Origin of the sequence: Streptomyces chlorus, from assembly GCF_042655885.1 — a bacterium.
Classification (GTDB): Bacteria; Actinomycetota; Actinomycetes; order Streptomycetales; family Streptomycetaceae; genus Streptomyces; species Streptomyces chlorus.
Map to the genome: position 1 here is coordinate 1 of NZ_JBHSOA010000034.1, position 21,923 is coordinate 21,923.

Sequence of the window (21,923 nt, forward strand, 5' to 3'; positions counted from 1 at the left end):
GCGCTCGCCTACCTCACCGCCGCGGGCCTCGCATGGCTGTGCGTGCCGGCGAAGCCCGAAGAAGGCAAGGCCTCTTGAGACCGTCGTGCAGGCCGGTGCAGTCTCCGTCTCCGCCGCACGGGCGTTCCCCGAACAGCACCTGCACGTGAGCGACGGACTGCTCGGGTAGCCGGAAGAGCAATGCGCCGGCCGAAACTCCCCGGATTCTCCCCAGGGCTGATCGTGGCCGATTCCCCGGAACGCGGGGGTCTTGGGAAGGTCATGGATTGCAAGGCCAAGGGATCGCGTAGCCTGGGGAAATGCTGACTGAGGTCACCGCCACCCGTTACCTCACACCCTTGCGGTCCGGCGGTTCCGTTCCCGGCGTGTTCGAGGCCGACGACCTGGGCACCTACGTCGTGAAGTTCACGGGGTCCGCGCAGGGGCGCAAGGCGCTGGTCGCCGAGGTGATCGTCGGGGAGCTGGCGCGGGCCCTGGGGCTGCGGTTCCCGGAGCTGGTCCTGGTGGACTTCGATCCGGCGATCGCCGCCGGCGAGCCGCATCAGGAGGTGCGGGAGCTGCACGCCGCCAGTGCCGGGACCAACCTCGGCATGGACTTTCTCCCGGGTGCGCGGGACTTCACGCCCGAGGTCGCCGAGGTCTTTCCCGTCGATCCGGTGGAGGCCGGGCGGATCGTCTGGCTCGACGCGCTCACGGTGAACGTGGACCGGACCGTCCACAGCTCCAATCTGATGGTCTGGCCGACGCTCGGCGTCGCGCCGCCCCGGCTGTGGCTCATCGACCATGGGGCGGCGCTCGTCTTCCATCACCGCTGGGACACGTCCGACCCGGCCAAGGCGTACGACTTCCGCCACCACGCCCTCGGCGGCTACGGTCCCGACGTCCGCGCCGCCGATGCCGAACTCGCGCCCAAGGTGACCGAGGAGCTGCTGCGGACCATCACCGCCGAGGTGCCCGACGCCTGGCTCGCCGGGGAGCCGGACTTCGCGACGCCCGACGCGGCCCGCGAGGCGTACGTGACGTATCTGTACGCGCGTGCGCGGGCCTCGGCCCGGTGGCTGCCGACCGACTTTCCCGACGCGGAGGAACTGGCCGCGGAGAACGCCCGCCGTGCGGCCCGCTCCCGGCAGGGGCGCCCGGCCTGGCTCAAGAACGTTCCCGATCTGCACGGCAAGCCCGCGGCGGAGCAGGACTGGTCGGTCCACCTGGGATGACCCGGGGGCGCGGGCCCGCCCCGCCGCGGCGGGCCTCCCGGGTGGCAGATGTCACCCCTTGAGCTGTTCGTAGGCCGGCAGGGTGAGGAAGTCGGCGTAGTCCTCGTCGAGGGCGACCGTCAGCAGCAGGTCGTGGGCCTGCTGCCAGTGACCCGCCGCAAAATTCTCCTCGCCCAACTCGCCGCGGATGTTCGACAGTTCCTCGGCGGCGACCCTGCGGGCCAGCTCCGCGGTGACCAACTCGCCGGTGTCGAGAACGACGCCCGCGTTGATCCACTGCCAGATCTGGGAGCGGGAGATCTCGGCGGTGGCCGCATCCTCCATCAGGTTGAAGATGGCCACCGCGCCGAGGCCGCGCAGCCACGCCTCGATGTAACGGATACCCACCTGGACCGCGTTGACCAGGCCCGCGTACGTCGGAGTGGCCTCCAGGGAATCGATCGCGATCAGGTCGGCGGCACTGACGTCGACGTCCTCGCGCAGCCGGTCCTTCTGGTTCGGCCTGTCGCCGAGCACCCGGTCGAAGGACTCCAGGGCGATCGGGACCAGGTCCGGGTGGGCGACCCAGGAGCCGTCGAAGCCGTCGTTCGCCTCACGGTCCTTGTCGGCGCGCACCTTTTCGAACGCGATCTTGTTGACCTCCGGATCCCGGCGGGACGGGATGAAGGCCGCCATGCCGCCGATCGCGTGCGCGCCCCGCTTGTGGCAGGTGTGCACGAGGAGTTCGGTGTACGCACGCATGAACGGGGCCGTCATCGTGACCGCGTTGCGGTCCGGCAGGACGAACTTCTCGCCGCCGTCACGGAAGTTCTTGACGATGGAGAACAGGTAGTCCCAGCGTCCGGCGTTCAACCCCGAGGCATGGTCGCGCAGTTCGTAGAGGATCTCCTCCATCTCGTACGCGGCCGTGATCGTCTCGATGAGGACGGTGGCGCGCACGGTGCCCTGGGGGATGCCCGCATAGTCCTGAGCGAAGACGAACACGTCGTTCCACAGGCGGGCTTCGAGGTGGGACTCCGTCTTCGGGAGGTAGAAGTACGGGCCCTTGCCGAGGTCCAGGAGACGCTGGGCGTTGTGGAAGAAGTACAGCCCGAAGTCGACCAGGGCGCCGGGTACTTGGGTGCCGTCGGCGTCGGTGAGGTGGCGCTCGTTCAGGTGCCAGCCGCGGGGGCGCGTGACGACCGTCGCCAGTTCCCCGTCCGGGCGCAGGGCGTACGACTTGCCGGACACCGGGTCGGTGAAGTCGATGGTCCGGGTGTAGGCGTTGATCAGGTTGAGCTGGCCGAGGATCACGTTCTCCCAGGTGGGCGCGGAGGCGTCCTCGAAGTCCGCGAGCCACACCTTCGCGCCCGAGTTGAGGGCGTTGATGGTCATCTTGCGGTCGGTGGGGCCGGTGATCTCGACCCGGCGGTCGTTCAGGGCCTCGGGGGCCGGGGCCACCCTCCAGGAGTCGTCCGCGCGGACGGCGGACGTCTCGGGAAGGAAGTCGAGCGTGGAGGTGCGGGCGATCTCGGCACGGCGCTCCGCGCGGCGGGCGAGGAGTTCGTCGCGCCGGGGCGTGAACCGTCGGTGCAGCTCGGTCACGAAGGCGAGGGCCGCCTCGGTGAGGACCTCCTCCTGCCGGGGGAGGGGCTCGGCGTCGACGATGGCCAGCGGGTGCGGCGCTGGTGCGGACATCAGCTGTCACTTCCTTCGGCGGGCACGGCACCGGGTGCCGGTCGACCCGGGTACGGCGGAGAGCGCCCGGGGGAGGGATGGGTCCGAGGAGCGCTCCGGGCTGTGGATAGTAGTTTCCTTATCGTGGAAGTTCAATGGTTTGTTGATGTCGGGACACCTCGGGTCGGGCAGGTGGCCCCCGCTCACCCGAGGCGGCTCAGATCCTCCTTCGTGTCGATGTCGTAGGCCTCGGCCACGTCCCCGCACTCGACGAGGAGGATGTCGTCCGCGTGTTCCTTCAGGTAGGCGCGGGCCCCCTGATCGCCGGTCGCGGCCGCGGCGACACCGGCCCAATGCGTGGACCCGAACAGGACGGGGTGACCGCGTACGCCGGCGTAGGTGGCCGAGATGAGTGGGTCCTGCATCTCCTGCACCTCCCGCGCCTCCCGCGCCTCTCGCGAGTTCCGTGTGTCCTGCGGGTGCCCCGCCTCCCGTGCCGCGTACGCGGCGAGTACCCGCGCGACCGCCTGCGCGCCGATTCCGGGCTGGTCGACCAGCAGGACCAGGGCGGCCCGCGCTTTCGTACCGGCCAGCGAGGCGAGCCCGGCCCGCAGGGACGAGCCCATGCCCTGCTCCCAGTCCGGGTTGTCGACGAGCACGCAGTCCGGCAGCTCGGCGCGCGCGCGGACGTCGTCCGCCCGCGCGCCGAGCACCACGTGCACGCGCTCGCAGCCGCCCGCGCGCAACGCCCGCACCGCGTGCTCCACCAGCGGCCGCCCCTGGTGAGTCAGCAGCGCCTTGGGCCGGCCGCCCAGTCGCCGTCCACCGCCCGCCGCGAGCAGCAGTCCCGCCACCTGTCCAGTGGCCCGTCCTGAGTCCGGGCTCGTCCGACGTGTCGTCATGCGTTCTGCATACCTCACTGCCCCACGGATCGCCGGGTGTCGGAGGAACCTGGTGGGTGGCGCGGGGGTGGCGCGGTGGGTGATGTGGCGGAGGGCGCGGAAGGGGCGGAAACGGGGCGGAAGCAGGGAGCGTGAAGGGGCGCATCCGGCCTGCGATGTCACGCTGTGGAGCAAGCCGATGACGCAGCGGACTGGCGCGGAGGGGGTGGGGTGGCGTTTACTGGCGCGCACCGGCCGACGGGGCGGCGGGGCCGGTGGGGAGGCGCACCACCGCGTGCGAGGGGGAGGACTGTGTTGCGGAGCGTAGAGCAGCGGCATGCGACCGGCAGTCGAGAGGACGATCCACGGGTGACGGAGCTGCGCTCCGCCGTGGCCCGGCTGCGTCGCCAACTGGCAGCCCATCCCGCGGAGTTCCCTGACAGGATCATCGCGGAGGACGAACTCGCCGCACTGGACGCCCACGCGGCCGGCGGCAATCCCGAGATTCCCCGGTTACGCCGTTCCCTGCTGCTGATCGCCGGCGCGATCGGCTCGGTGAGCGCACTGAGCCGGGGGCTGGGCGAAGTGCGGGGCGCGGTGGATCTGTTCGGGCCGTCACCGCGGGGTTGACGCACACCTGTGCGCACGCTTCTCGAAAGGGGGGCGTGCGCGGGCGCTGTGATCGCGGTGAGTGACCGGGTCGATTCGGATCAGGTCGTCGAGTCGGCCGGTCGTTGAGCAGGGTCGGCCGCCGGGTTCGGTCGTACCGTCGGGCCGGGTCGGACCGTCGGGCCGGGTCGGACCGTCGGACCGCTGCCCGGGGTGGTGAGCACCTCGGAGAGTTCCGTCGCCGCCTGCTGGAGCACCGGCACGATCCGCTCCGTCGCCGCCTCCGTGACCCGTCCCGCGGGACCGGAGATCGAGAGGGCGGCCGGGGTGGGGGCGTCGGGCACGGGGACGGCGAGGCACCGTACGCCGATCTCCTGCTCGTTGTCGTCGATGGCGTAGCCCTGGCGGCGCACCTCGTCGAGCGCCGCCAGGAAACCCTCCGGCGTGGTGATGGTCCTGTCCGTCGCCGCGGGCATTCCGGTACGGGCGAGCAGGGCCCGTACGTCCTGTGGCGGGAAGCCGGCCAGCAGGGCCTTGCCCACGCCGGTGGAATGCGGCAGGACACGGCGGCCGACCTCGGTGAACATCCGCATGGAGTGCTTGGACGGCACCTGTGCGACGTACACGACCTCGTCCCCGTCGAGCAGTGCCATGTTGGCCGTCTCGCCGGTCTCCTCCACCAGGCGGGCCAGATACGGGCGCGCCCAGGTACCCAGCAGTCGGGAGGAGGACTCGCCGAGCCGGATCAGGCGCGGGCCGAGCGCGTACCGGCGGTTGGGCTGCTGGCGTACGTAACCGCACGCGACCAGGGTGCGCATCAGGCGGTGGATCGTCGGCAGGGGCAGTCCGCTGCTCGCCGACAGTTCGCTGAGGCCGACCTCGCCGCCCGCGTCCGCCATCCGCTCGAGCAGGTCGAAGGCGCGCTCGAGGGACTGCACTCCGCCGCCCGGGGTGGACCGGACGGAGTCGTTGGTGCTGGCGCTGGACGTCGGCACGGCGCGTTCCTTTCGGGCTGACGGGAAGGAGGAAGCCTACCTGCCAGTCGGTCGACTGCCTGTCTGCGCATTCACTCATTCTGCTTCCCGGAATCCTAATTCCGCTTTATGGAATCGTCCAGAGAGTGGCCACCGGTGTCCGCGCGGGCAGTGTGCCCCTTGACGGCATCGGAGCGGGAGTGAAGACTCCTTCAACAGAACGTTGAAATCGGGTGAGGAGGGTGCGGGTGCCCGACGTCGAACTGGTGCTGCGCTCGACGCGCGTCATCACTCCCGAGGGGACACGTGCCGCGTCGGTCGCCGTCGCCGACGGCACGATCACGGCCGTCCTGCCGCACGAGGCGCCCGTCCCCGGGACGGCCCGCCTGACGGACCTCGGCGACGATTTCCTGCTGCCCGGCCTGGTCGACACCCACGTGCATGTCAACGACCCGGGCCGCAGCGAGTGGGAGGGCTTCTGGACCGCAACCCGCGCGGCGGCGGCCGGCGGCATCACCACGCTCGTCGACATGCCGCTCAACTCCCTCCCGCCGACCACGGCAACCGCCCATCTGCGCACCAAGCAGCGGGCCGCCGTCGGCCGGACCCATGTCGACGTCGGCTTCTGGGGCGGCGCCCTGCCCGGCAACGTCGAGGACCTGCGCCCGCTGCACGAGGCCGGCGTCTTCGGCTTCAAGGCCTTCCTGTCGCCGTCCGGCGTCGACGAGTTCCCGCACCTCGGACAGGACCGACTCGCCCGTACCCTGGAGGAGATCGCCGCCTTCGACGGGCTGCTGATCGTGCACGCAGAGGACCCGGACCACCTCGACGCCGCCCCGCAGCGCGGCGGCCCCAAGTACGCCGACTTCCTCGCCTCCCGCCCGCGCGACGCCGAGGGCACCGCCATCGCCCGGCTCCTCACGCAGGCGAAACGCCTCGACGCGCGCGTGCACATCCTGCACCTGTCCTCCAGCGACGCGCTGCCGCTGATCGCCGGGGCCAAGTCCGACGGAGTGCGCGTCACCGTCGAGACCTGCCCCCACTACCTGACCCTCACCGCCGAGGAAGTCCCGGACGGAGCCAGCGAGTTCAAGTGCTGCCCGCCCATCCGCGAAGCCGCCAACCAGGGCCCGCTCTGGCAGGCGCTGGCGGACGGCGTCATCGACTGCGTGGTCACCGACCACTCCCCGTCCACCGCCGACCTCAAGACGGCCGACTTCGCCACCGCCTGGGGCGGCATCTCCGGCCTCCAGCTCAGCCTGCCCGCCGTCTGGACCGAGGCCCGCGAACGGGGACACGGCCTGGAGGACGTCGTGCGCTGGATGTCGGCGCGGACGGCGGAACTCGTCGGCCTCGACGCCCACAAGGGTGCCATCGCGCCCGGCCGGGACGCCGACTTCGCCGTCCTGGCCCCCGACGACACCTTCACCGTCGACCCGGCGGGGCTCCAGCACCGCAACCGCGTGACGGCGTACGCGGGCAGGACCCTGTACGGCGTCGTGAAGTCCACCTGGCTGCGCGGCCGGCGCATCATGGCCGACGGCGGGTTCACCGCACCACAGGGCCGGCTGCTGACCCGCGTCTCCTGACGGGGCGGGGAGGGAGCGCGGCAGGTGTCCGGCACCCGCCGACCGCCGGCCAGGACCTCGTCCACCGCCCATCGACCAGTACCCATCGACCAGCGCCCACCGTCCACCGACGAGCGCCCACCGACCACCGAAAGGCAGGACCGGACCACCGTGACCGCGCAGCACGCATACCCGGCGTCCCGCTTCACCGGCGACGCGCGTCCCTACGGCGGCGGCGACCCGTACGCGGACTACCGCACCGCCGACTTCCCCTTCACCCGGCTCACCGACCTCGCCGACCGCCGGCTCGGCGCCGGTGTCGTCGCCGCCAACGACGAGTTCTTCGCCGAGCGCGAGAACCTGCTGCTGCCCGGTCGTGCCGTGTTCGACTCCGAGCACTTCGGCCACAAGGGCAAGATCATGGACGGCTGGGAGACCCGGCGCCGCCGCGGCTCCTCCGCCGAACACCCCTGGCCGACGGCGGAGGACCACGACTGGGCACTGATCCGCCTCGGCGCGCCCGGAGTCGTCCACGGCATCGTCGTCGACACCGCCCACTTCCGCGGCAACCACCCCCAGGCCGTGTCGGTCGAGGGTGCCTCGGTGCCCGGCTCCCCGGGACCGGAGGAACTGCTGTCGGGCGAGGTGACGTGGACGACGCTGCTCCCGCGCACCCCGGTGGGCGGCCACGCAGCCAACGGCTTCGCCGTAACGGCCGACCGGCGCTTCACCCACCTGCGCCTGTCCCAGCACCCCGACGGGGGCATCGCGCGCCTGCGGGTGTACGGCGAGGTCGTACCGGACCCGGTGTGGCTGGAGGTCCTGGGCACCTTCGACGTCGTCGCCCTGGAGAACGGCGGCCGGGTCGAGGACGCGTCCGACCGTTTCTACTCACCGCCCGCGAACACCATCCGGCCCGGCCGCTCCCGCCGGATGGACGACGGCTGGGAGACCCGCCGCCGCCGTGACCAGGGGCACGACTGGATCCGCTACCGGCTCGCGGGCCAGGCGGAGATCCGCGCCCTCGAGATCGACACGGCATACCTGAAGGGCAACAGCGCCGGCTGGGCCTCGGTGTCGGTACGGGACAGCGAGGACGGCGAGGACGGCGCAGCCAACGGGCAAGGAGGGGGCGGCAGGGACGGCGGCGGGGGCGGCAGGGAAAGCGGCTGGCGGGAGATCCTGCCCCGGACCCGTCTCCAGCCCGACACCAACCACCGCTTCGTCCTCCCCGTCCCGGCGATCGGCACGCACGCGCGCGTGGACATCTTCCCGGACGGCGGCATCTCCCGGCTACGCCTGTTCGGTTCACTGACCGAGCAGGGCTCGGCCGCTCTGACCGCACGTCACCGGGAACTGGGCGGCTGACCCACCGGGGTCCCCGCGCGGCGCACCGGCCGCACAGCACCGGCGCGCCGCGCGGGTCCTCGGCGTCCTACGGCGCGATCACGCCGCGTGGCCCCTTCCGGCACACCGACGGCCAGGTCACGGCCGCGGGCGTCTCCAGCCAGACCTACGACCTCGCGGGGCGCCCCGAGTACGGCTCGTACGAGCTTCCGGAGAACGCCTGACAACGAACGGCACCGGGGCCGGAAGCCGGAGGTCCGGTCGATGATCAGCCGGACTTCGTGCTCTCCGCCGCGGCGAACAGGGCGACGGCCAGCGCCAGCAGGGCGAGGCCGGCGTAGATCTCGAAGCCCTCCAGGAACCCCATCCGCTGCACCAGGCCCCAGTTCCAGTCGGTGAACTGGTGCACCAGGCCCGCGAGGCCCTGGATCAGGGCGATGAATCCGAGAATCTCCAGCAGCTTCTTCATGCGGAAGACAATGGCCGCGCGCCCCCGGCGCGTACATCGGCCGCCGGGCGGTTCCCCGAAGACGAAAGTCCCGGTCTCCTCCGGGCAGGTACGCCGAAAGTCTGCGGCCCCACCACTTTGGCGGGCGATCCCGCCCGCCCCGCGGTGGGGCGGGCGGGCCCTGCGTACATTCGTCGACTGTGACGAGTGCTGACAAGGCGGCGTGGACCGCCCCGGTGTTCCTGGGCCGCAGATGGTTCTTCCCGTCCGCTCTCATCCACGAGCTCGACCCCGACGCCGCCCGGTCCGGGCGCCGGCCCCGGCGCACCGCGCGCGACTGGGTCGTCGACTTCACCTGTTTCCTGCTGGCCGTCGGCATAGGCATGCTGGGCGCCGACACGGTCACAGACAACCCCGCCGTCCCGCATTCGCTGGCCGCCCTCGACCAGGTGATCGGGGCGCTGTCCTGCGGCGCGATCTGGCTGCGCCGCCGCTGGCCGCTCGGACTGGCCGCGGTGATGCTCCCCGTCGGCTTCGTCTCGGAGACCTCCGGCGGCGTGGCCGTGATCGCCCTGTTCTCCCTCGCCGTGCACCGCCCCTTCCGGTACGTGGCCTGGGTGGGCGGCGCGCACGCGGTGCTCGTCCCGCTCTACTTCTGGTGGCGCCCCGACCCCGAACTGCCGTATCTCGCCTCGATCGTCCTCCTCACGGTGCTGCTGGCCGCGGTCGTCGGCTGGGGCATGTTCGTAAGGTCCAAGCGGCAGCTGATGCTGAGCCTGCGGGACCGGGCACGGCGGGCCGAGACGGAGGCGCGGCTGCGGGCCGAGCAGGCGCAGCGGGGCGCGCGGGAAGCCATCGCCCGGGAGATGCACGATGTGCTGGCGCACCGGCTGACGCTGCTCAGCGTGCACGCGGGCGCACTGGAGTTCCGGCCCGACGCGCCCCGCGAGGAGATCGTGCGGGCGGCCGGCGTCATCAGGGAGAGCGCGCACGAGGCGCTGCAGGACCTGCGGGAGATCATCGGCGTCCTGCGGACCGGCGAGTCCGAGGACGCGGGCCGGCCGCAGCCGACGCTCGCGGCGCTGGACACGCTGGTGACCGAGTCCCGGGCGGCCGGGATGAAGGTCACCCTCGACCACCGCGTCCCCGCCTCCGCCGCCGTCCCCGCCTCCGTCGGCCGCACCGCCTACCGGATCGTCCAGGAGGCCCTGACCAACGCCCGCAAGCACGCCCCCGGTACGGAGGTCACCGTCTCGGTCACCGGCGGCCCGGGAGAGGGCCTCACCGTGTCCGTCCACAACCCCCCACCCCAAGGAGACGTGCCCCCCGTCCCCGGCGCCGGGCAGGGTCTGATCGGCCTCACCGAACGGGCTACCCTGGCGGGCGGCACCCTGGAGCACGGCCGCACGCCCGACGGCGGGTTCGAGGTCCGGGCCCGGCTGCCGTGGGGGTGAGCGGAAGCCGACATCGCGACCGCGCAACGGAGTTGAGCCCCCGCTGGCCCCGCCCCGTCCCACCGTGATGACGTGAGGCCCATGACTGCGATCAGACTGCTTCTCGTCGACGACGATCCGCTGGTGCGGGCCGGCCTGTCCCTGATGCTGGGCGGTGCCGACGACATCGAGATCGTCGGGGAGGCCGCCGACGGCGGCGAGGTGGAGGCGCTCGTGGACCGCACCCGCCCGGACGTCGTCCTCATGGACATCCGGATGCCGTCGGTGGACGGTCTCACCGCGACCGAGTTGCTGCGCCGGCGCGCGGACGCCCCGCAGGTCGTGGTGCTCACCACCTTCCACGCCGACGAGCAGGTGCTGCGGGCGCTGCGCGCGGGAGCCGCGGGCTTCGTCCTCAAGGACACCGCGCCGGCCGAGATCGTCGACGCGGTGCGCCGGGTCGCGGCCGGCGATCCCGCGCTGTCGCCGACGGTCACCCGGCAGCTGATGGCACACGCGGCGGATACCACCGCCGACGCGCGGCGCGCGAGCGCACGCGCGCGCCTGGCCGCTCTCAACGACCGTGAACGCGAGGTCGCCGTGGCGGTCGGCCGGGGGCACGCCAACGCCGGGATCGCGGCCGAGCTCTACATGAGCGTGGCCACCGTCAAAACCCATGTCTCCCGCATCCTGGCCAAGCTGGACCTCAACAACCGCGTGCAGATCGCACTGCTCGCCCACGACGCCGGACTCCTGGACGGCACCGAGGAGCGTTAGCGTCGCCGGTGCCCCGTCCGATCCGCCGCCCGAAGGAGCCCCGTTCCCATGACCGCGTCCCCCGGACTCGACCTGGCCACGGCCCAGCAGGCGCTGGACAGCCAGCCCTTCAGCCGGCTGCTCGGCACGCGCGTGACCGCCTTCGGGGAGGGCGCGGCCACCCTCGAGATCGACGTCCGCGCGGAGCTCCACCAGCAGAACGGCTTCCTGCACGGCGGCGTCCTCTCCTACGCCGCCGACAACGCCCTCACCTTCGCGGGCGGCACCGCGCTCGGCCCGTACGTCCTCACCGGCGGCTTCTCCATCCAGTACCTCCGTCCGGCCACCGGGCGCACCCTGCGCGCCCGCGCCGAGGTCGTGCACGCCGGCCGCCGCCAGGCCGTCGTCCGCTGCGACCTGCACACCCTCGACGACGACGGCACCGCGACCCTGTGCGCGGTCGCCCAGGGCACGGTCCTGCCGGTCTCCGCACCCTGAGCACCCGTCACCCGTCGCCCGTCGCCCGAGCGCCCGGGGGCCGCCGCTCACCCGTAGGGCGCCACCGCCCCGCCCGCGATCTCCCTCAGCCGTACCGGTCTGCGCTCCCGCCGGGACAGCTCGCACGCCTCCGCGACGCGCAGCGCCTGGAGGGCCTCGCGCCCGTCGCAGGGATTGGCCCGCTCGCCCCGCACGACCTCGACGAAACCGATCAGTTCCGCCTCGTACGCGGGCCCGAAGCGCTCCAGGAAGCCCGTCCACGGCTTGTCCGCGGCCGGGGGCCCGGTCGGCTCGGTGGACGCGATCGGCGTACGGTCGTCCAGGCCGACCACGATCTGGTCCCGCTCCCCGGCGAGCTCCATCCGCACGTCGTAGCCCGCGCCGTTCATCCGGGTCGCGGTGAGGACGGCGAGCGTGCCGCCCTCGAGGGTGAGGAGCGCCGCGCCGGTGTCCACGTCGTCCGCCTCGCGGAACATCGCGGGACCCGCGTCGGACCCGGCGGCATAGACGTCCACGATCTCCCGGCCGGTCACCCAGCGCACGATGTCGAAGTCATGGATCAGCGCGTCCCGGTACAGCCCGCCGGACTGCGGCAGATACCCGGCCGGCGGCGGCTCGGGGTCACTGCTCATGGCCCGTACGGTGTGCAGCCGGCCGAGCCGGCCCGAACGCACCGCCTCACGCGCGCCGGTGTAGCCGGGGTCGAACCGGCGCTGGAAGCCCATCTGCAGGACCGTCCCGGCCGCCTCGACCTCCGAGACCGCCTGTAACGTGCCCGCGAGGTCGAGGGCGATGGGCTTCTCGCAGAACACCGGCAGCCCCGCGCGGGCTGCCCGGCCGATGAGTTCGGCGTGGGCGGACGTGGCCGTGGTGATCACCAGCGCGTCCACCCCCCAGGTGTAGATCTCGTCCACCCCGGGCGCCGCCGTCTCACCGAGCCGGTGTGCGAGGGCCTGTGCCCGAGCCGGGTCGGCGTCCGTGAGGATCAAGGATCCGACGTCGCGATGCCTGCTGAGTGTGTGGGCGTGAATGGTGCCGATACGGCCCGTACCGATGACCCCGATGCGCATGGGAACAACCTGCGGCCCGCGCCCCTCCCTGTCAATCCGTATGTCCGGACAACCGAACTACGCCACTTCCCGTCCACCACGCACGGGGCTACGCTCGGGCCGTGCCCAAACCAGGAGTGGACCCGACCGTGCAGCTGGAGCTGAGCGTGGACCGCGGCTCCCCCGTACCGCTGTACTTCCAGCTGTCCCAGCAGTTGGAGGCCGCCATCGAGCACGGCAGGCTGACCCCCGGGAGCCTGCTGGGCAACGAGATCGAGCTGGCCGGGCGCCTCGGCCTGTCCCGGCCGACCGTCCGCCAGGCCATCCAGTCCCTCGTCGACAAGGGCCTGCTCGTGCGGCGGCGCGGGGTCGGCACCCAGGTGGTGCACAGTCAGGTCAAACGGCCCCTGGAGCTCAGCAGCCTCTACGACGACCTGGAGTCCGCAGGTCATCGCCCCACCACGAAAGTCCTGGTCAACACGGTCGTCCCCGCGTCCCCCGAGGTCGCCGCCGCCCTCGGGGTGGCCGAGGCGGGCGAGGTGCACCGCATCGAGCGGCTGCGGCTCGCGCACGGGGAGCCGATGGCGTACATGATCAACTACCTGCCCCTCGGGCTGCTCGACCTGGACACCCGCCAACTGGAGGCCACCGGCCTGTACCGGCTGATGCGGACGGCCGGGATCACCCTGCACAGCGCCCGCCAGACCATCGGCGCCCGCGCCGCCGGGGCCGCCGAGGCCGAGCGGCTCGGCGAGGAGCGGGGCGCCCCGCTGCTCACCATGCAGCGCGTGACCTTCGACGACACCGGCCGCACCGTGGAGTTCGGCACCCACACCTACCGGCCCGACCGCTACTCGTTCGAGTTCCAGCTGCTCGTGCGGTCGTGACGCCCCTGGGCGGATACTGAAGTCGCGGTGAACTCCAGGTGACTCGGGGGAGTTGGGGTGATCTTCGTCGCATTGTCCGGACAATGTGACCAGATCATGGGGCGAGGTGGTGAAACGCGAGAGTTGTCCCGGCGGGCGGAGCTCTCGGAACGCACCGGGAAGGCGTTCGAGGGCCACGGGGAAGCGGCCGGAAGCGCCCCGGAGGCGGCGCGCGTCACGCGATCCCTTTGCTCCCGAGTACGCCACCCAGGGTCACCGTGAGGCAGAATCGGCGACGATGAGCACCTACCGCGACCTCACACTCCCCAGGGCACTGAGTTCCGCCCGGGCGGGCGCCGCCCCCATCGGCTCCCGCCGTGCTCCCGTGCTCCGCACGGTCGGCACCCGGGAACGCCGCTCGCACCTGACGGCACCGCGCGTGCCGACCGTCGGCATCGACATCGGCGGCACGAAGGTGATGGCGGGCGTTGTCGACGCCGACGGCAACATCCTGGAGCGGCTCCGCACGGAGACCCCGGACAAGTCCAAGAGCCCGAAAGTCGTCGAGGACACCATCGTCGAACTGGTGCTTGACCTGTCCGACCGGCACGACGTGCACGCGGTCGGCATCGGCGCGGCCGGCTGGGTCGACGCCGACCGCAGCCGCGTGCTGTTCGCCCCCCACCTTTCATGGCGCAACGAGCCGCTGCGCGACCGCCTCGCCGGCCGCCTCGCCGTTCCCGTCCTGGTCGACAACGACGCCAACTCCGCCGCCTGGGCCGAGTGGCGCTTCGGTGCGGGACGCGGCGAGGACCACCTCGTCATGATCACGCTGGGCACCGGCATCGGCGGCGCGATCCTCGAGGACGGCCAGGTCAAGCGCGGCAAGTACGGCGTCGCCGGCGAGTTCGGCCACATGCAGGTCGTCCCCGGCGGCCACCGCTGCCCCTGCGGCAACCGTGGCTGCTGGGAGCAGTACAGCTCCGGCAACGCACTGGTCCGCGAGGCGCGCGAACTGGCCGCCGCCGACTCGCCGGTCGCCTACGGGATCATCGAGCACGTCAAAGGGAACATCGCCGAGATCAGCGGCCCGATGATCACCGAGCTGGCCCGCGAGGGCGACGCCATGTGCATCGAGCTCCTCCAGGACATCGGCCAGTGGCTCGGCGTCGGCATCGCCAACCTCGCCGCCGCTCTCGACCCCTCCTGCTTCGTCATCGGCGGCGGGGTGTCGGCCGCCGACGACCTGCTGATCGGCCCCGCGCGGGACGCGTTCAAACGACACCTCACCGGCCGCGGCTACCGCCCCGAGGCCCACATCGTCCGCGCCCAGCTCGGCCCCGAGGCCGGCATGGTAGGCGCCGCCGACCTCGCCCGCCTGGTCGCCCGCCGCTTCCGCCGCGCCAAGCGCCGCCGGGTCGAGCGCTACGAGCGGTATGCGGAGGCCGGCCGAGCCACCCAGGAGACGCCGTGACGGGCGACGTTCCCCACCAGGCCGGCCGTCCCGGCGGGCCCCGGCCGCCCGAGGGCCGCGGGCACATGATCCGCCGCAGGGCTCTCACCCTGCTGATCATCGTGCTGCTCATCGGTGTCCCGGCCGGATATCTGATGATCTCCGCGAACCAGAGCCGGGCCAGCGGCAAGGACAAGGAGGCCAGGTACTCGGCGAACAGTCTGACCCAGGGCTGGCCGTCGAAGGTGCAGCGCCGCCTCTACCAGGTGCCGGTCCCGCACCCCGCCTGGTGGGTGGCCACCTACGAGACGAACAACTGGAAGACCAGCCGCCTGTACGTCGAGTTCGAGACCACCGATGTCGGCCTGAGCGCCTTTCTCACCAGCATGGGCGTGCAGCAGGACGACCTGAAGCGGGACAGCATCACCATCAGCGACCGCGACCGGGAAATCACCGGCTGGAAGTTCGACCGCCCCGGCATCTGGTCCGGTCTCGTCAACGAACGGAAGAACCCCGCGCCCACGCACGATGTCGTCGTCAACGAGGGCAAGCCGGGCTTCCCCAGGGTGTACGTCGTCTCCCGGACGGTTCCCTGATCCGCACCGCCGCTCCCGACCCGTGACCAAGTGTGACCGGATGTGCCCGGGTGTGCCCGGTCCGCCCGGGCCCGGCCGCGGGACCGATTGTCAGTGCCCGCCCGTAGAGTCGAAGGCGAAGGGGCCGACGACACGGGTGGGCATGGGCGGGGACGGGGACGGGGAGGGGCGGGAGGTGACAGGGCGCATGAGCGAGGGAACCGTGGCGGCCGAACGGCACACGGCCAAGGCGGGCACAGCGGAGGCCGGCCCGGCGCGTGCGGCGATCGCGGACGCCGCTGCCGCGGAGATCCCCGCCGGTCTCGCCGCCGTCTTCCTGCCGTCGGCCCTGCCGCGCGACGGACGCATCGCCTTCTACGACCCCGGGAGCGGCCCCGCCGAAGCCGCGCCGGAACCTGCCGGGCCCGGCGGCCCTGGGGTTCTGGAAATCGGACCGGTCGTGGGCGGCTCCGGTGGTCCGCGGACCGCCGACTCGGTACCCGCACCGGAGCACGCCCCGTGTACGCGGCTCACCGTCACCCGCCCGCACGGCGACGGGGTCCGGCGGCGTACGGTCACCGCGCTCTCCCTCCCTCTCGACGAGGCCCTGCCCCTGCTGGTCCGCGCCCGGCATGACCCCGCGGCGCACCCCGCCACCGCCTGCTGGGGTGCCGCCGCCCTGCACGCCCTGCGACTCACGGCGCGCGGCCGGCTGCTGCCCGGCCTGACGGCCACCGGTCATGACGCCTGGCGGGCAGGACCTCTCGACCCGGACGACGTGGCACACCTGCGCGCAGTGGCCGCGGCCCTGCCGTTCGAGGGCCACGCCGTCCCGCTGCCCGGCCCCGGCCCGCTCCGGCTGCCGCAGCCGGAGGCCCTGGTCCGCGCCTTCCTGGACGCGGTCGCGGACACCCTGCCCCGCACCCCGGCCGCGCCGTACGCCTCGGGGCTGCCGTTCGCCGCCCGCAAGGCCCAGCGGTTGCCCGGTGCCCAGGACTGGGCCGCCGAGGTCGCCGCCGGCATGGACGCCGGCGTGCGCGTCTCGCTCCGCCTCGACCTCTCCGCGCACGACCTGTTCGACGGCGCGGACGAGGGTGCGGGGGGCACCGGCGCGCGCGGTGCGGGCGCGGCGGTCGTCCAGGTGCACAGCCTCGCCGACCCCACCCTCGTCGCCGACGCGGCAGCCCTGTGGGCGGGGACGGCGGACAACGCGTTCGGCCCCCGCGCGCGTGTGGACGCCGCCCTCGCCGTCCGCCGGGCCGCCCGCGTCTGGCCCCCGCTGGAGCGGCTCTCCGACCAGGACGTACCCGACGTACTGGCCCTGTCCGAGGACGAGCTGAACGACCTGCTCGGCGTCGCCGCCATCCGCCTCGCCGCGGCCGGTGTCGCCGTGCACTGGCCCCGGGACCTGGCCCAGGATCTGACCGCGACGGCGGTGGTCCGGTCGGCCCCCGGATCGGCGACCGACGGGAGCGGCTTCTTCGAGAGCGAGGACCTGCTGCGCTTCGGCTGGCAGATCGCGCTCGGCGGCGACCCGCTCACCGAGGCCGAGATGGACGCCCTGGCCGAGGCCCACCGCCCCGTCGTCCGGCTGCGCGACCAATGGGTGCTGGTCGATCCGGCCCTCGTCCGCAAGGCCCGCAAACGGGAGCTGGGCCTGCTCGATCCCGTCGACGCGCTGTCCGTCGCCCTCACCGGTACCGCGGAGGCCGACGGCGAGACCGTCGAGGCGGTCCCCGTCGGTGCCCTCGCCGTCCTCCGGGACCGCCTCACCACGGGCGTCCAGCCCGCCGACCCACCCCCCGGACTCGACGCCACCCTGCGCGACTACCAACTGCGGGGCCTGGCCTGGCTCGACCTCATGACCTCCCTCGGCCTCGGCGGCTGCCTCGCCGACGACATGGGCCTCGGCAAGACGATCACCCTCATCGCGCTGCATCTGAAACGGGACCGCACCGAGCCGACCCTGGTCGTCTGCCCCGCCTCGCTGCTCGGCAACTGGCAGCGGGAGATCACCCGGTTCGCCCCCGGTGTCCCCGTGCGCCGCTTCCACGGTCCGGACCGGACCCTGGACGACCTGACCGGCGGCTTCGTCCTCACCACCTACGGCACCATGCGCTCGGCCGCCCCGACACTGGCCGCACAGCGATGGGGCATGGTCGTCGCTGACGAGGCGCAGCACGTCAAGAACCCGCACTCGGCCACGGCGAAGGCACTGCGCACCATCCCGACCCCCGCGCGCGTGGCCCTCACCGGCACCCCCGTCGAGAACAACCTCTCCGAGCTGTGGGCCCTCCTCGACTGGACGACCCCCGGACTCCTCGGCCCCCTCACGTCCTTCCGCGCCCGGCACGCCCGCGCGGTGGAGGCCGGCGAGGACGACGAGGCCGTCGAGCGACTCTCCCGCCTGGTGCGGCCCTTCCTCCTGCGGCGCAAGAAGTCCGACCCGGGCATCGTCCCCGAACTGCCGCCCAAGACCGAGACGGACCACCCCGTCCCGCTCACCCGCGAACAGGCCGCGCTCTACGAGGCGGTGGTGCGCGAGTCGATGCTCGCCATCGAGACCGCCCAGGGCATGGGCCGCCGGGGCCTGGTGCTGAAGCTGCTGACCGCGCTCAAACAGATCTGCGACCACCCGGCGCTCTACCTCAAGGACGAGCACGCACGGGCCGGCGGCGACCGCCTCGCGGCCCGCTCCGGCAAACTCGCCCTGCTGGACGAACTGCTGGACACCCTCCTCGCCGAGGACGGATCGGCCCTGGTCTTCACACAGTACGTCGGCATGGCCCGGCTGATCACCGCACATCTGACCGAGCGCGCGGTGCCGGTCGACTTCCTCCACGGCGGTACGCCGGTACCGGAGCGGGAGCACATGGTGGACCGCTTCCAGAGCGGCGCGACCCCCGTCCTGGTCCTGTCCCTGAAGGCGGCGGGCACCGGCCTGAACCTCACCCGCGCGGGCCATGTCGTCCACTTCGACCGCTGGTGGAACCCGGCGGTCGAGGAGCAGGCCACCGACCGCGCCTACCGCATCGGCCAGACCCAGCCGGTCCAGGTCCACCGCCTGATCGCCGAGGGCACGATCGAGGACCGCATCGCCGAGATGCTCGAGGCCAAGCGGGCCCTCGCCGACGCGATCCTCGGCTCCGGCGAGTCGGCCCTCACGGAACTGACCGACCGCGAGCTGTCCGACCTGGTCTCCCTGCGGAGGACGTCATGACCCCTCGCCCGTCCGACGAGGCCCGGGAGGCCCTGCGGGCGGCCCGCAGGCGGGCGAGCGCCGATCCGGCGCCGGACGCGGGGGAGTACGGGAAACCCGCGGGCGCCCAGGAACAACGCCCCGGTGACGTGGCCCGCGATGCCCTGCGCAGGGCGGTACGGGCCCGGCGCGCGACGGACACGGGGAGTCCCGGGACGGCGGACGGAGACGGGGGCGGGTCCAGGGCCGGGGACGTGAAGGTCGACTCGGGCCCGGAGACGGAGGGGGAGACAGCGACGGGTTACGAGGGGCCGACGGCCGGTGACGCAAGTGCTGACACCGGCGTACGGGCGGAGCGGCGCGCAGGGGAGACGGACGGCGCCGCCCTGCCGCCCGCTGCCGACAGCCTCCGGAGCCGCCCGGTCCGTCCGGGCCACTCGGACAGTCCGGACCGTCCGGACCGCTCGGACCCGGAGCCTCGGCCCGCCCGGCGCCCCGGAGACATCGCGCGGGAGGCCCTTCGCTCGGCCCGTCAGGAAGCGCTGCGCGCGCGAACGGAAACCGACGACCGGTCCTCCGACGACCGGGCAACCGGCGACTGGAGGAGCGAGGACCGGGAGACCACCATCGGCCCACGCACCAGCGGTATCCCGTCGGGCACCGCCCCCCGGGTTCCTCGCGTCCCCCGCACCACCCGAGGCGACCGAGCCGCTGGTGTCCGGTCGGGCGAGGCGCAGGCCGAAGAGACGGGAGCATTCGCGGTACGGGACCTGCTCACCGGCGCCGTCCCCTCACTCCCGCCCTCACTCCCGTCCCCGCCCGCGCCCTCCGACGCGGCCGAACCGCCCCCGAAGCCCGACGGCCGCCCCCACAAACCGCCGACCGCCCACGGACTTCCGGCACCCTCGGCACCCTCGGCACCTCAGGAACCCCTGGCCCCCAAGGCACCCCTGGCCACCCCCCAAACGCCCCGCTCCATGGCAGCCCCCACCCGGGACGGCGAGCTGCGCCGTACCTTCCCCGCGTTCCCGCCCCGCACTCCGGACGGCACGGGGTTCGCCGACACCTGGTGGGGCGACGCATGGGTCACGGCGCTGGAGGAGGGTGCGCTGGACACCGCGCGGCTCGCGCGCGGACGCGGGTACGCGGAGCGGGGGCACGTCGACGCCCTCACCGTCACCCCCGGGCTCGTCCTCGCCTACGTCAAGGGGAGCCGACCCCGCCCGTACCGCGTGCAGGTACGGCTGCGTACCTTCGCGGACGCCGAGTGGGAGCGGTTCCTGGACGTGGCCGCCGACCGGCCCGGCCACATCGCGGCCCTGCTGGACAAGGAGATACCCCAGTCCCTCGCCGACTGCGGGGCCCCGCTGCTGCCCCGCCCCGGCGACCTCGACCCGCGGTGCAGCTGCCTCGATTCCGGCCATCCCTGCAAGCACGCCGCCGCCCTCTGCTACCAGACCGCCCGGCTGCTCGACGCCGACCCGTTCGTGCTGCTCCTGCTACGCGGCCGGGGCGAGCGCGACGTGATCGACGCCCTGTCCCGGCTCAGCGCCGCCCGCACGGCCCGTGCCGCCCGGGACAGGGAACCGGAGCCCCTTCCCGGGATGCGGGCCGGTGAGGCCGTCGCCCCGCGCGCTCTCCCGCCGCTTCCACCGCCGCTGCCCCCGCCCCCGCACCCGGAGCAGCCGCCGGCGTACCCGGCGGCCCCGGGTGGCCCGGACCCGTTCGCGCTCGACCAGCTCGCCACCGACGCCGCAGCCCGCGCGCACGCCCTGCTCACCACCGGCCGCGACCCCGTCGGCCGGCTCACGCTGTGGCAGGACGCGGTGCGGCTCGCCGCCGCCCGCCCCGGCTCCGGACTCACCGCCGCCACCCGCGCGCTGTACTCCTCCCTCGCCCGCGCGGCCGGGCGCACCCCCGCCGAGCTGGCCCGCGCGGTCGCCGCCTGGCGCCAGGGCGGCCCGGCCGGGCTCGAAGTCCTGGAGGACCCCTGGGACCCGCCGGCCGGCCGTTTCGACCGCGCCCGCCCCCTCCTCCTCGCCGCGGACCTGCCCGCCTTCCGCCCCTGGCACAACCACCTCACTCACCCCCGGGGACACGTCCAGCTCCGCCTCGGCCGCGACCACCTCTGGTACGCGTACGAGTCCGAGCCCGGCCACGACGACTGGTGGCCCCGCGGCACCCCTGACCCGGACCCCGTCGGAGCCCTCACCGGCCTGGACACCCCGGGCGCTCTGTGATGCGCCAGGTGTCCGGGGTGGGCCCGTAGGCGGCCGTCAGGCGCGCCGGCCGCGGCCGGCGGCACGAGAGTGCCCACGCCGATCACCACCGGCCGTCACCGTAGGCCATCGTGCTGTCACCCGAGCGGTACGCGCCAATGCCCCGGGTGCGGCAGTGCGGCCGCTCCGTCCCGCCCGTCGCCCCGGTCGCTCCACCGGGACCGCCCGTGTGGTGCGGTGATGTCGCCGACCGGCGGGCGTCGCGATGTGCGCACAACTCCTTCACGGCAGGTGCGTTTTCGGTCGGTGGGCGGGTGGGCGGCCGCGCGCGGGGGAGACAGTTGCCGGGATGCCTGCTTAGCCTCCCGGGTGATGAGATCACCACTGAGACGCCTCGGTCTCGCCACCGTTCTCGCCTTCGTCCTCGCCCTGTTCGGCATGGCCCCCAGGTCACCGCGGCCGAACCCGCGCCCGCCGAGCTGACGTTCGCCACCGACACCGCCACCACCACGCCCGGCGGCACGGTCCAGCTGTCGATGCCCCTCACCAGCAACAGGACGTACGACATCTGGTTCGTGTACCAGACGATCGACCCCACGTGGCTCACCACCCAGCGCCCCGACCTGAAGACAGCTTCACCGGCTGCGTCCTGGCCACCGCGGCCGGCAGCACCCCCTGCGTGGGGACCGGGCCCGCAGACCTCGGCGCCAACTACGGCACCACCGTCCCGCCCGGGCAGAGCCGGACCGTCACGCTGACCCTGCGGGTCGCACCCGACTCCGGCTGCAACGGCAACATCGGCTTCTGCTCGTACTGCTGCGCCGAGTTCAGCGACACCGAGAACGCCGGTGGCGGTCCGGTGTACACGCCCGAGACTCGGGTGCTCTGCGCCTGACGGGCCTGCCGGGTCCGCCAGGCCTCTGACGGTCTGCCGGTCCCCCACGCCGTTGACCGAATCCGGTGCGGCGCCGCACCGGCCAAGAGGTCCAGGCCTCCGGTAGTCGCACCGGCGGGCCCCCCGGCCCACCGGTGGTCCGTGCACGTCTCCGACCTGCTCCGGTGTTCCACGCGCCCCCTCCGGCCTCCCGTGTCCCGAGGCGCCGCACCGGTCGCTTCCGGACTCCTGGGGCCCTGATGGTCACCCGCACTTTTCCGTCAGGTTTCGCAACTCACCCACA

General features: G+C 73.2%; 16 protein-coding genes and 3 pseudogenes. 14 read left to right on the forward strand and 5 right to left on the reverse strand.

What is annotated here, in order from left to right:
- The first annotated feature begins 299 nt into the window (after positions 1-299).
- Positions 300-1,214: a HipA family kinase gene (locus ACFPZI_RS16150; RefSeq protein WP_381363628.1), complete on the forward strand. Its 915-nt coding sequence runs from the start codon at positions 300-302 to the stop codon at positions 1,212-1,214.
- Between the two features lie 51 nt (positions 1,215-1,265).
- Here the strand turns inward: ACFPZI_RS16150 and aceB are convergent, their stop codons facing one another.
- Positions 1,266-2,891, reverse strand: coding sequence for a malate synthase A (gene aceB / locus ACFPZI_RS16155; RefSeq protein WP_381363629.1), 1,626 nt, complete (start codon positions 2,889-2,891; stop codon positions 1,266-1,268).
- Between the two features lie 182 nt (positions 2,892-3,073).
- Positions 3,074-3,772, reverse strand: a complete 699-nt coding sequence (locus ACFPZI_RS16160; protein WP_381363630.1) for a nucleotidyltransferase family protein — start codon at positions 3,770-3,772, stop codon at positions 3,074-3,076.
- 291 nt (positions 3,773-4,063) lie between these two features.
- Here ACFPZI_RS16160 and ACFPZI_RS16165 point away from each other — a divergent pair, with 291 nt between their 5' ends.
- Positions 4,064-4,381: a DUF5955 family protein gene (locus ACFPZI_RS16165; protein ID WP_381363632.1), complete on the forward strand. Its 318-nt coding sequence runs from the start codon at positions 4,064-4,066 to the stop codon at positions 4,379-4,381.
- A gap of 158 nt (positions 4,382-4,539) precedes the next feature.
- Here ACFPZI_RS16165 and ACFPZI_RS16170 read toward each other — a convergent pair.
- Positions 4,540-5,355: pseudogene (locus tag ACFPZI_RS16170) on the reverse strand (IclR family transcriptional regulator); the annotation flags it as partial.
- 227 nt (positions 5,356-5,582) lie between these two features.
- Between ACFPZI_RS16170 and allB the strand changes: the two are divergent.
- The 3 genes and pseudogenes from allB to ACFPZI_RS16185 form a co-directional block, all read left to right on the forward strand.
- The gene (gene allB / locus ACFPZI_RS16175) at positions 5,583-6,923 is read left to right on the forward strand and encodes an allantoinase AllB (RefSeq protein ID WP_381363634.1); all 1,341 of its coding nucleotides are present in this window, start codon (positions 5,583-5,585) and stop codon (positions 6,921-6,923) included.
- Between the two features lie 150 nt (positions 6,924-7,073).
- Positions 7,074-8,270 carry an allantoicase gene (gene alc, locus ACFPZI_RS16180; protein ID WP_381363636.1) on the forward strand — a complete coding sequence of 399 codons (1,197 nt, stop codon included), beginning with the start codon at positions 7,074-7,076 and terminating at the stop codon, positions 8,268-8,270.
- A gap of 95 nt (positions 8,271-8,365) precedes the next feature.
- Positions 8,366-8,473 (forward strand): annotated as a pseudogene (locus ACFPZI_RS16185) (dihydrofolate reductase family protein); the annotation flags it as partial.
- A gap of 44 nt (positions 8,474-8,517) precedes the next feature.
- Here the strand turns inward: ACFPZI_RS16185 and ACFPZI_RS16190 are convergent.
- Positions 8,518-8,718, reverse strand: coding sequence for a hypothetical protein (locus ACFPZI_RS16190; RefSeq protein WP_381363638.1), 201 nt, complete (start codon positions 8,716-8,718; stop codon positions 8,518-8,520).
- Positions 8,719-8,933: 215 nt separating this feature from the next.
- Here ACFPZI_RS16190 and ACFPZI_RS16195 point away from each other — a divergent pair, with 215 nt between their 5' ends.
- The 3 genes from ACFPZI_RS16195 (at position 8,934) to ACFPZI_RS16205 (ending at position 11,384) form a co-directional block, all read left to right on the forward strand.
- The gene (locus ACFPZI_RS16195) at positions 8,934-10,151 is read left to right on the forward strand and encodes a sensor histidine kinase (protein ID WP_381363740.1); all 1,218 of its coding nucleotides are present in this window, start codon (positions 8,934-8,936) and stop codon (positions 10,149-10,151) included.
- A gap of 81 nt (positions 10,152-10,232) precedes the next feature.
- A complete protein-coding gene (locus ACFPZI_RS16200) occupies positions 10,233-10,907 on the forward strand; it encodes a response regulator transcription factor (RefSeq protein WP_381363640.1) in 675 nt (224 codons plus the stop codon).
- A 48-nt stretch (positions 10,908-10,955) separates the two neighbouring features.
- Positions 10,956-11,384 carry a PaaI family thioesterase gene (locus ACFPZI_RS16205; RefSeq protein WP_381363641.1) on the forward strand — a complete coding sequence of 143 codons (429 nt, stop codon included), beginning with the start codon at positions 10,956-10,958 and terminating at the stop codon, positions 11,382-11,384.
- A gap of 47 nt (positions 11,385-11,431) precedes the next feature.
- On the opposite strand, the gene ACFPZI_RS16210 is transcribed toward ACFPZI_RS16205, so the two are convergent.
- Positions 11,432-12,454: a Gfo/Idh/MocA family protein gene (locus tag ACFPZI_RS16210; protein ID WP_381363643.1), complete on the reverse strand. Its 1,023-nt coding sequence runs from the start codon at positions 12,452-12,454 to the stop codon at positions 11,432-11,434.
- Positions 12,455-12,582: 128 nt separating this feature from the next.
- Between ACFPZI_RS16210 and ACFPZI_RS16215 the strand changes: the two genes are divergently transcribed.
- From ACFPZI_RS16215 to ACFPZI_RS16240, 6 genes and pseudogenes are all read left to right on the forward strand, one after another.
- Positions 12,583-13,320: a GntR family transcriptional regulator gene (locus ACFPZI_RS16215; RefSeq protein WP_381363742.1), complete on the forward strand. Its 738-nt coding sequence runs from the start codon at positions 12,583-12,585 to the stop codon at positions 13,318-13,320.
- Between the two features lie 277 nt (positions 13,321-13,597).
- Positions 13,598-14,773: an ROK family glucokinase gene (locus tag ACFPZI_RS16220; protein ID WP_381363645.1), complete on the forward strand. Its 1,176-nt coding sequence runs from the start codon at positions 13,598-13,600 to the stop codon at positions 14,771-14,773.
- Positions 14,770-15,348, forward strand: coding sequence for a sugar kinase (locus tag ACFPZI_RS16225; protein ID WP_381363647.1), 579 nt, complete (start codon positions 14,770-14,772; stop codon positions 15,346-15,348). The genes ACFPZI_RS16220 and ACFPZI_RS16225 overlap by 4 nt, the downstream gene beginning before the upstream one ends.
- A 187-nt stretch (positions 15,349-15,535) precedes the next feature.
- On the forward strand, positions 15,536-18,547 hold the full coding sequence (locus ACFPZI_RS16230) for a DEAD/DEAH box helicase (RefSeq protein WP_381363649.1): 3,012 nt from the start codon (positions 15,536-15,538) through the stop codon (positions 18,545-18,547).
- Complete coding sequence (locus ACFPZI_RS16235) at positions 18,544-20,766, forward strand: SWIM zinc finger family protein (protein WP_381363650.1); 2,223 nt, start codon at positions 18,544-18,546, stop codon at positions 20,764-20,766. The genes ACFPZI_RS16230 and ACFPZI_RS16235 overlap by 4 nt, the downstream gene beginning before the upstream one ends.
- Positions 20,767-21,117: 351 nt before the next feature.
- Positions 21,118-21,640: pseudogene (locus ACFPZI_RS16240) on the forward strand (hypothetical protein).
- Positions 21,641-21,923 lie beyond the last annotated feature (283 nt).

Coding starts and splice junctions, on each gene's coding strand:
- ACFPZI_RS16150 (WP_381363628.1), top strand. CDS start 300: ATGCTGACTGAGGTCACCGCCACCCGTTACCTCACACCCTTGCGGTCC.
- aceB (WP_381363629.1), bottom strand. CDS start 2,891: ATGTCCGCACCAGCGCCGCACCCGCTGGCCATCGTCGACGCCGAGCCC.
- ACFPZI_RS16160 (WP_381363630.1), bottom strand. CDS start 3,772: ATGACGACACGTCGGACGAGCCCGGACTCAGGACGGGCCACTGGACAG.
- ACFPZI_RS16190 (WP_381363638.1), bottom strand. CDS start 8,718: ATGAAGAAGCTGCTGGAGATTCTCGGATTCATCGCCCTGATCCAGGGC.
- ACFPZI_RS16200 (WP_381363640.1), top strand. CDS start 10,233: ATGACTGCGATCAGACTGCTTCTCGTCGACGACGATCCGCTGGTGCGG.
- ACFPZI_RS16205 (WP_381363641.1), top strand. CDS start 10,956: ATGACCGCGTCCCCCGGACTCGACCTGGCCACGGCCCAGCAGGCGCTG.
- ACFPZI_RS16210 (WP_381363643.1), bottom strand. CDS start 12,454: ATGCGCATCGGGGTCATCGGTACGGGCCGTATCGGCACCATTCACGCC.
- ACFPZI_RS16220 (WP_381363645.1), top strand. CDS start 13,598: ATGAGCACCTACCGCGACCTCACACTCCCCAGGGCACTGAGTTCCGCC.
- ACFPZI_RS16230 (WP_381363649.1), top strand. CDS start 15,536: ATGAGCGAGGGAACCGTGGCGGCCGAACGGCACACGGCCAAGGCGGGC.
- ACFPZI_RS16235 (WP_381363650.1), top strand. CDS start 18,544: ATGACCCCTCGCCCGTCCGACGAGGCCCGGGAGGCCCTGCGGGCGGCC.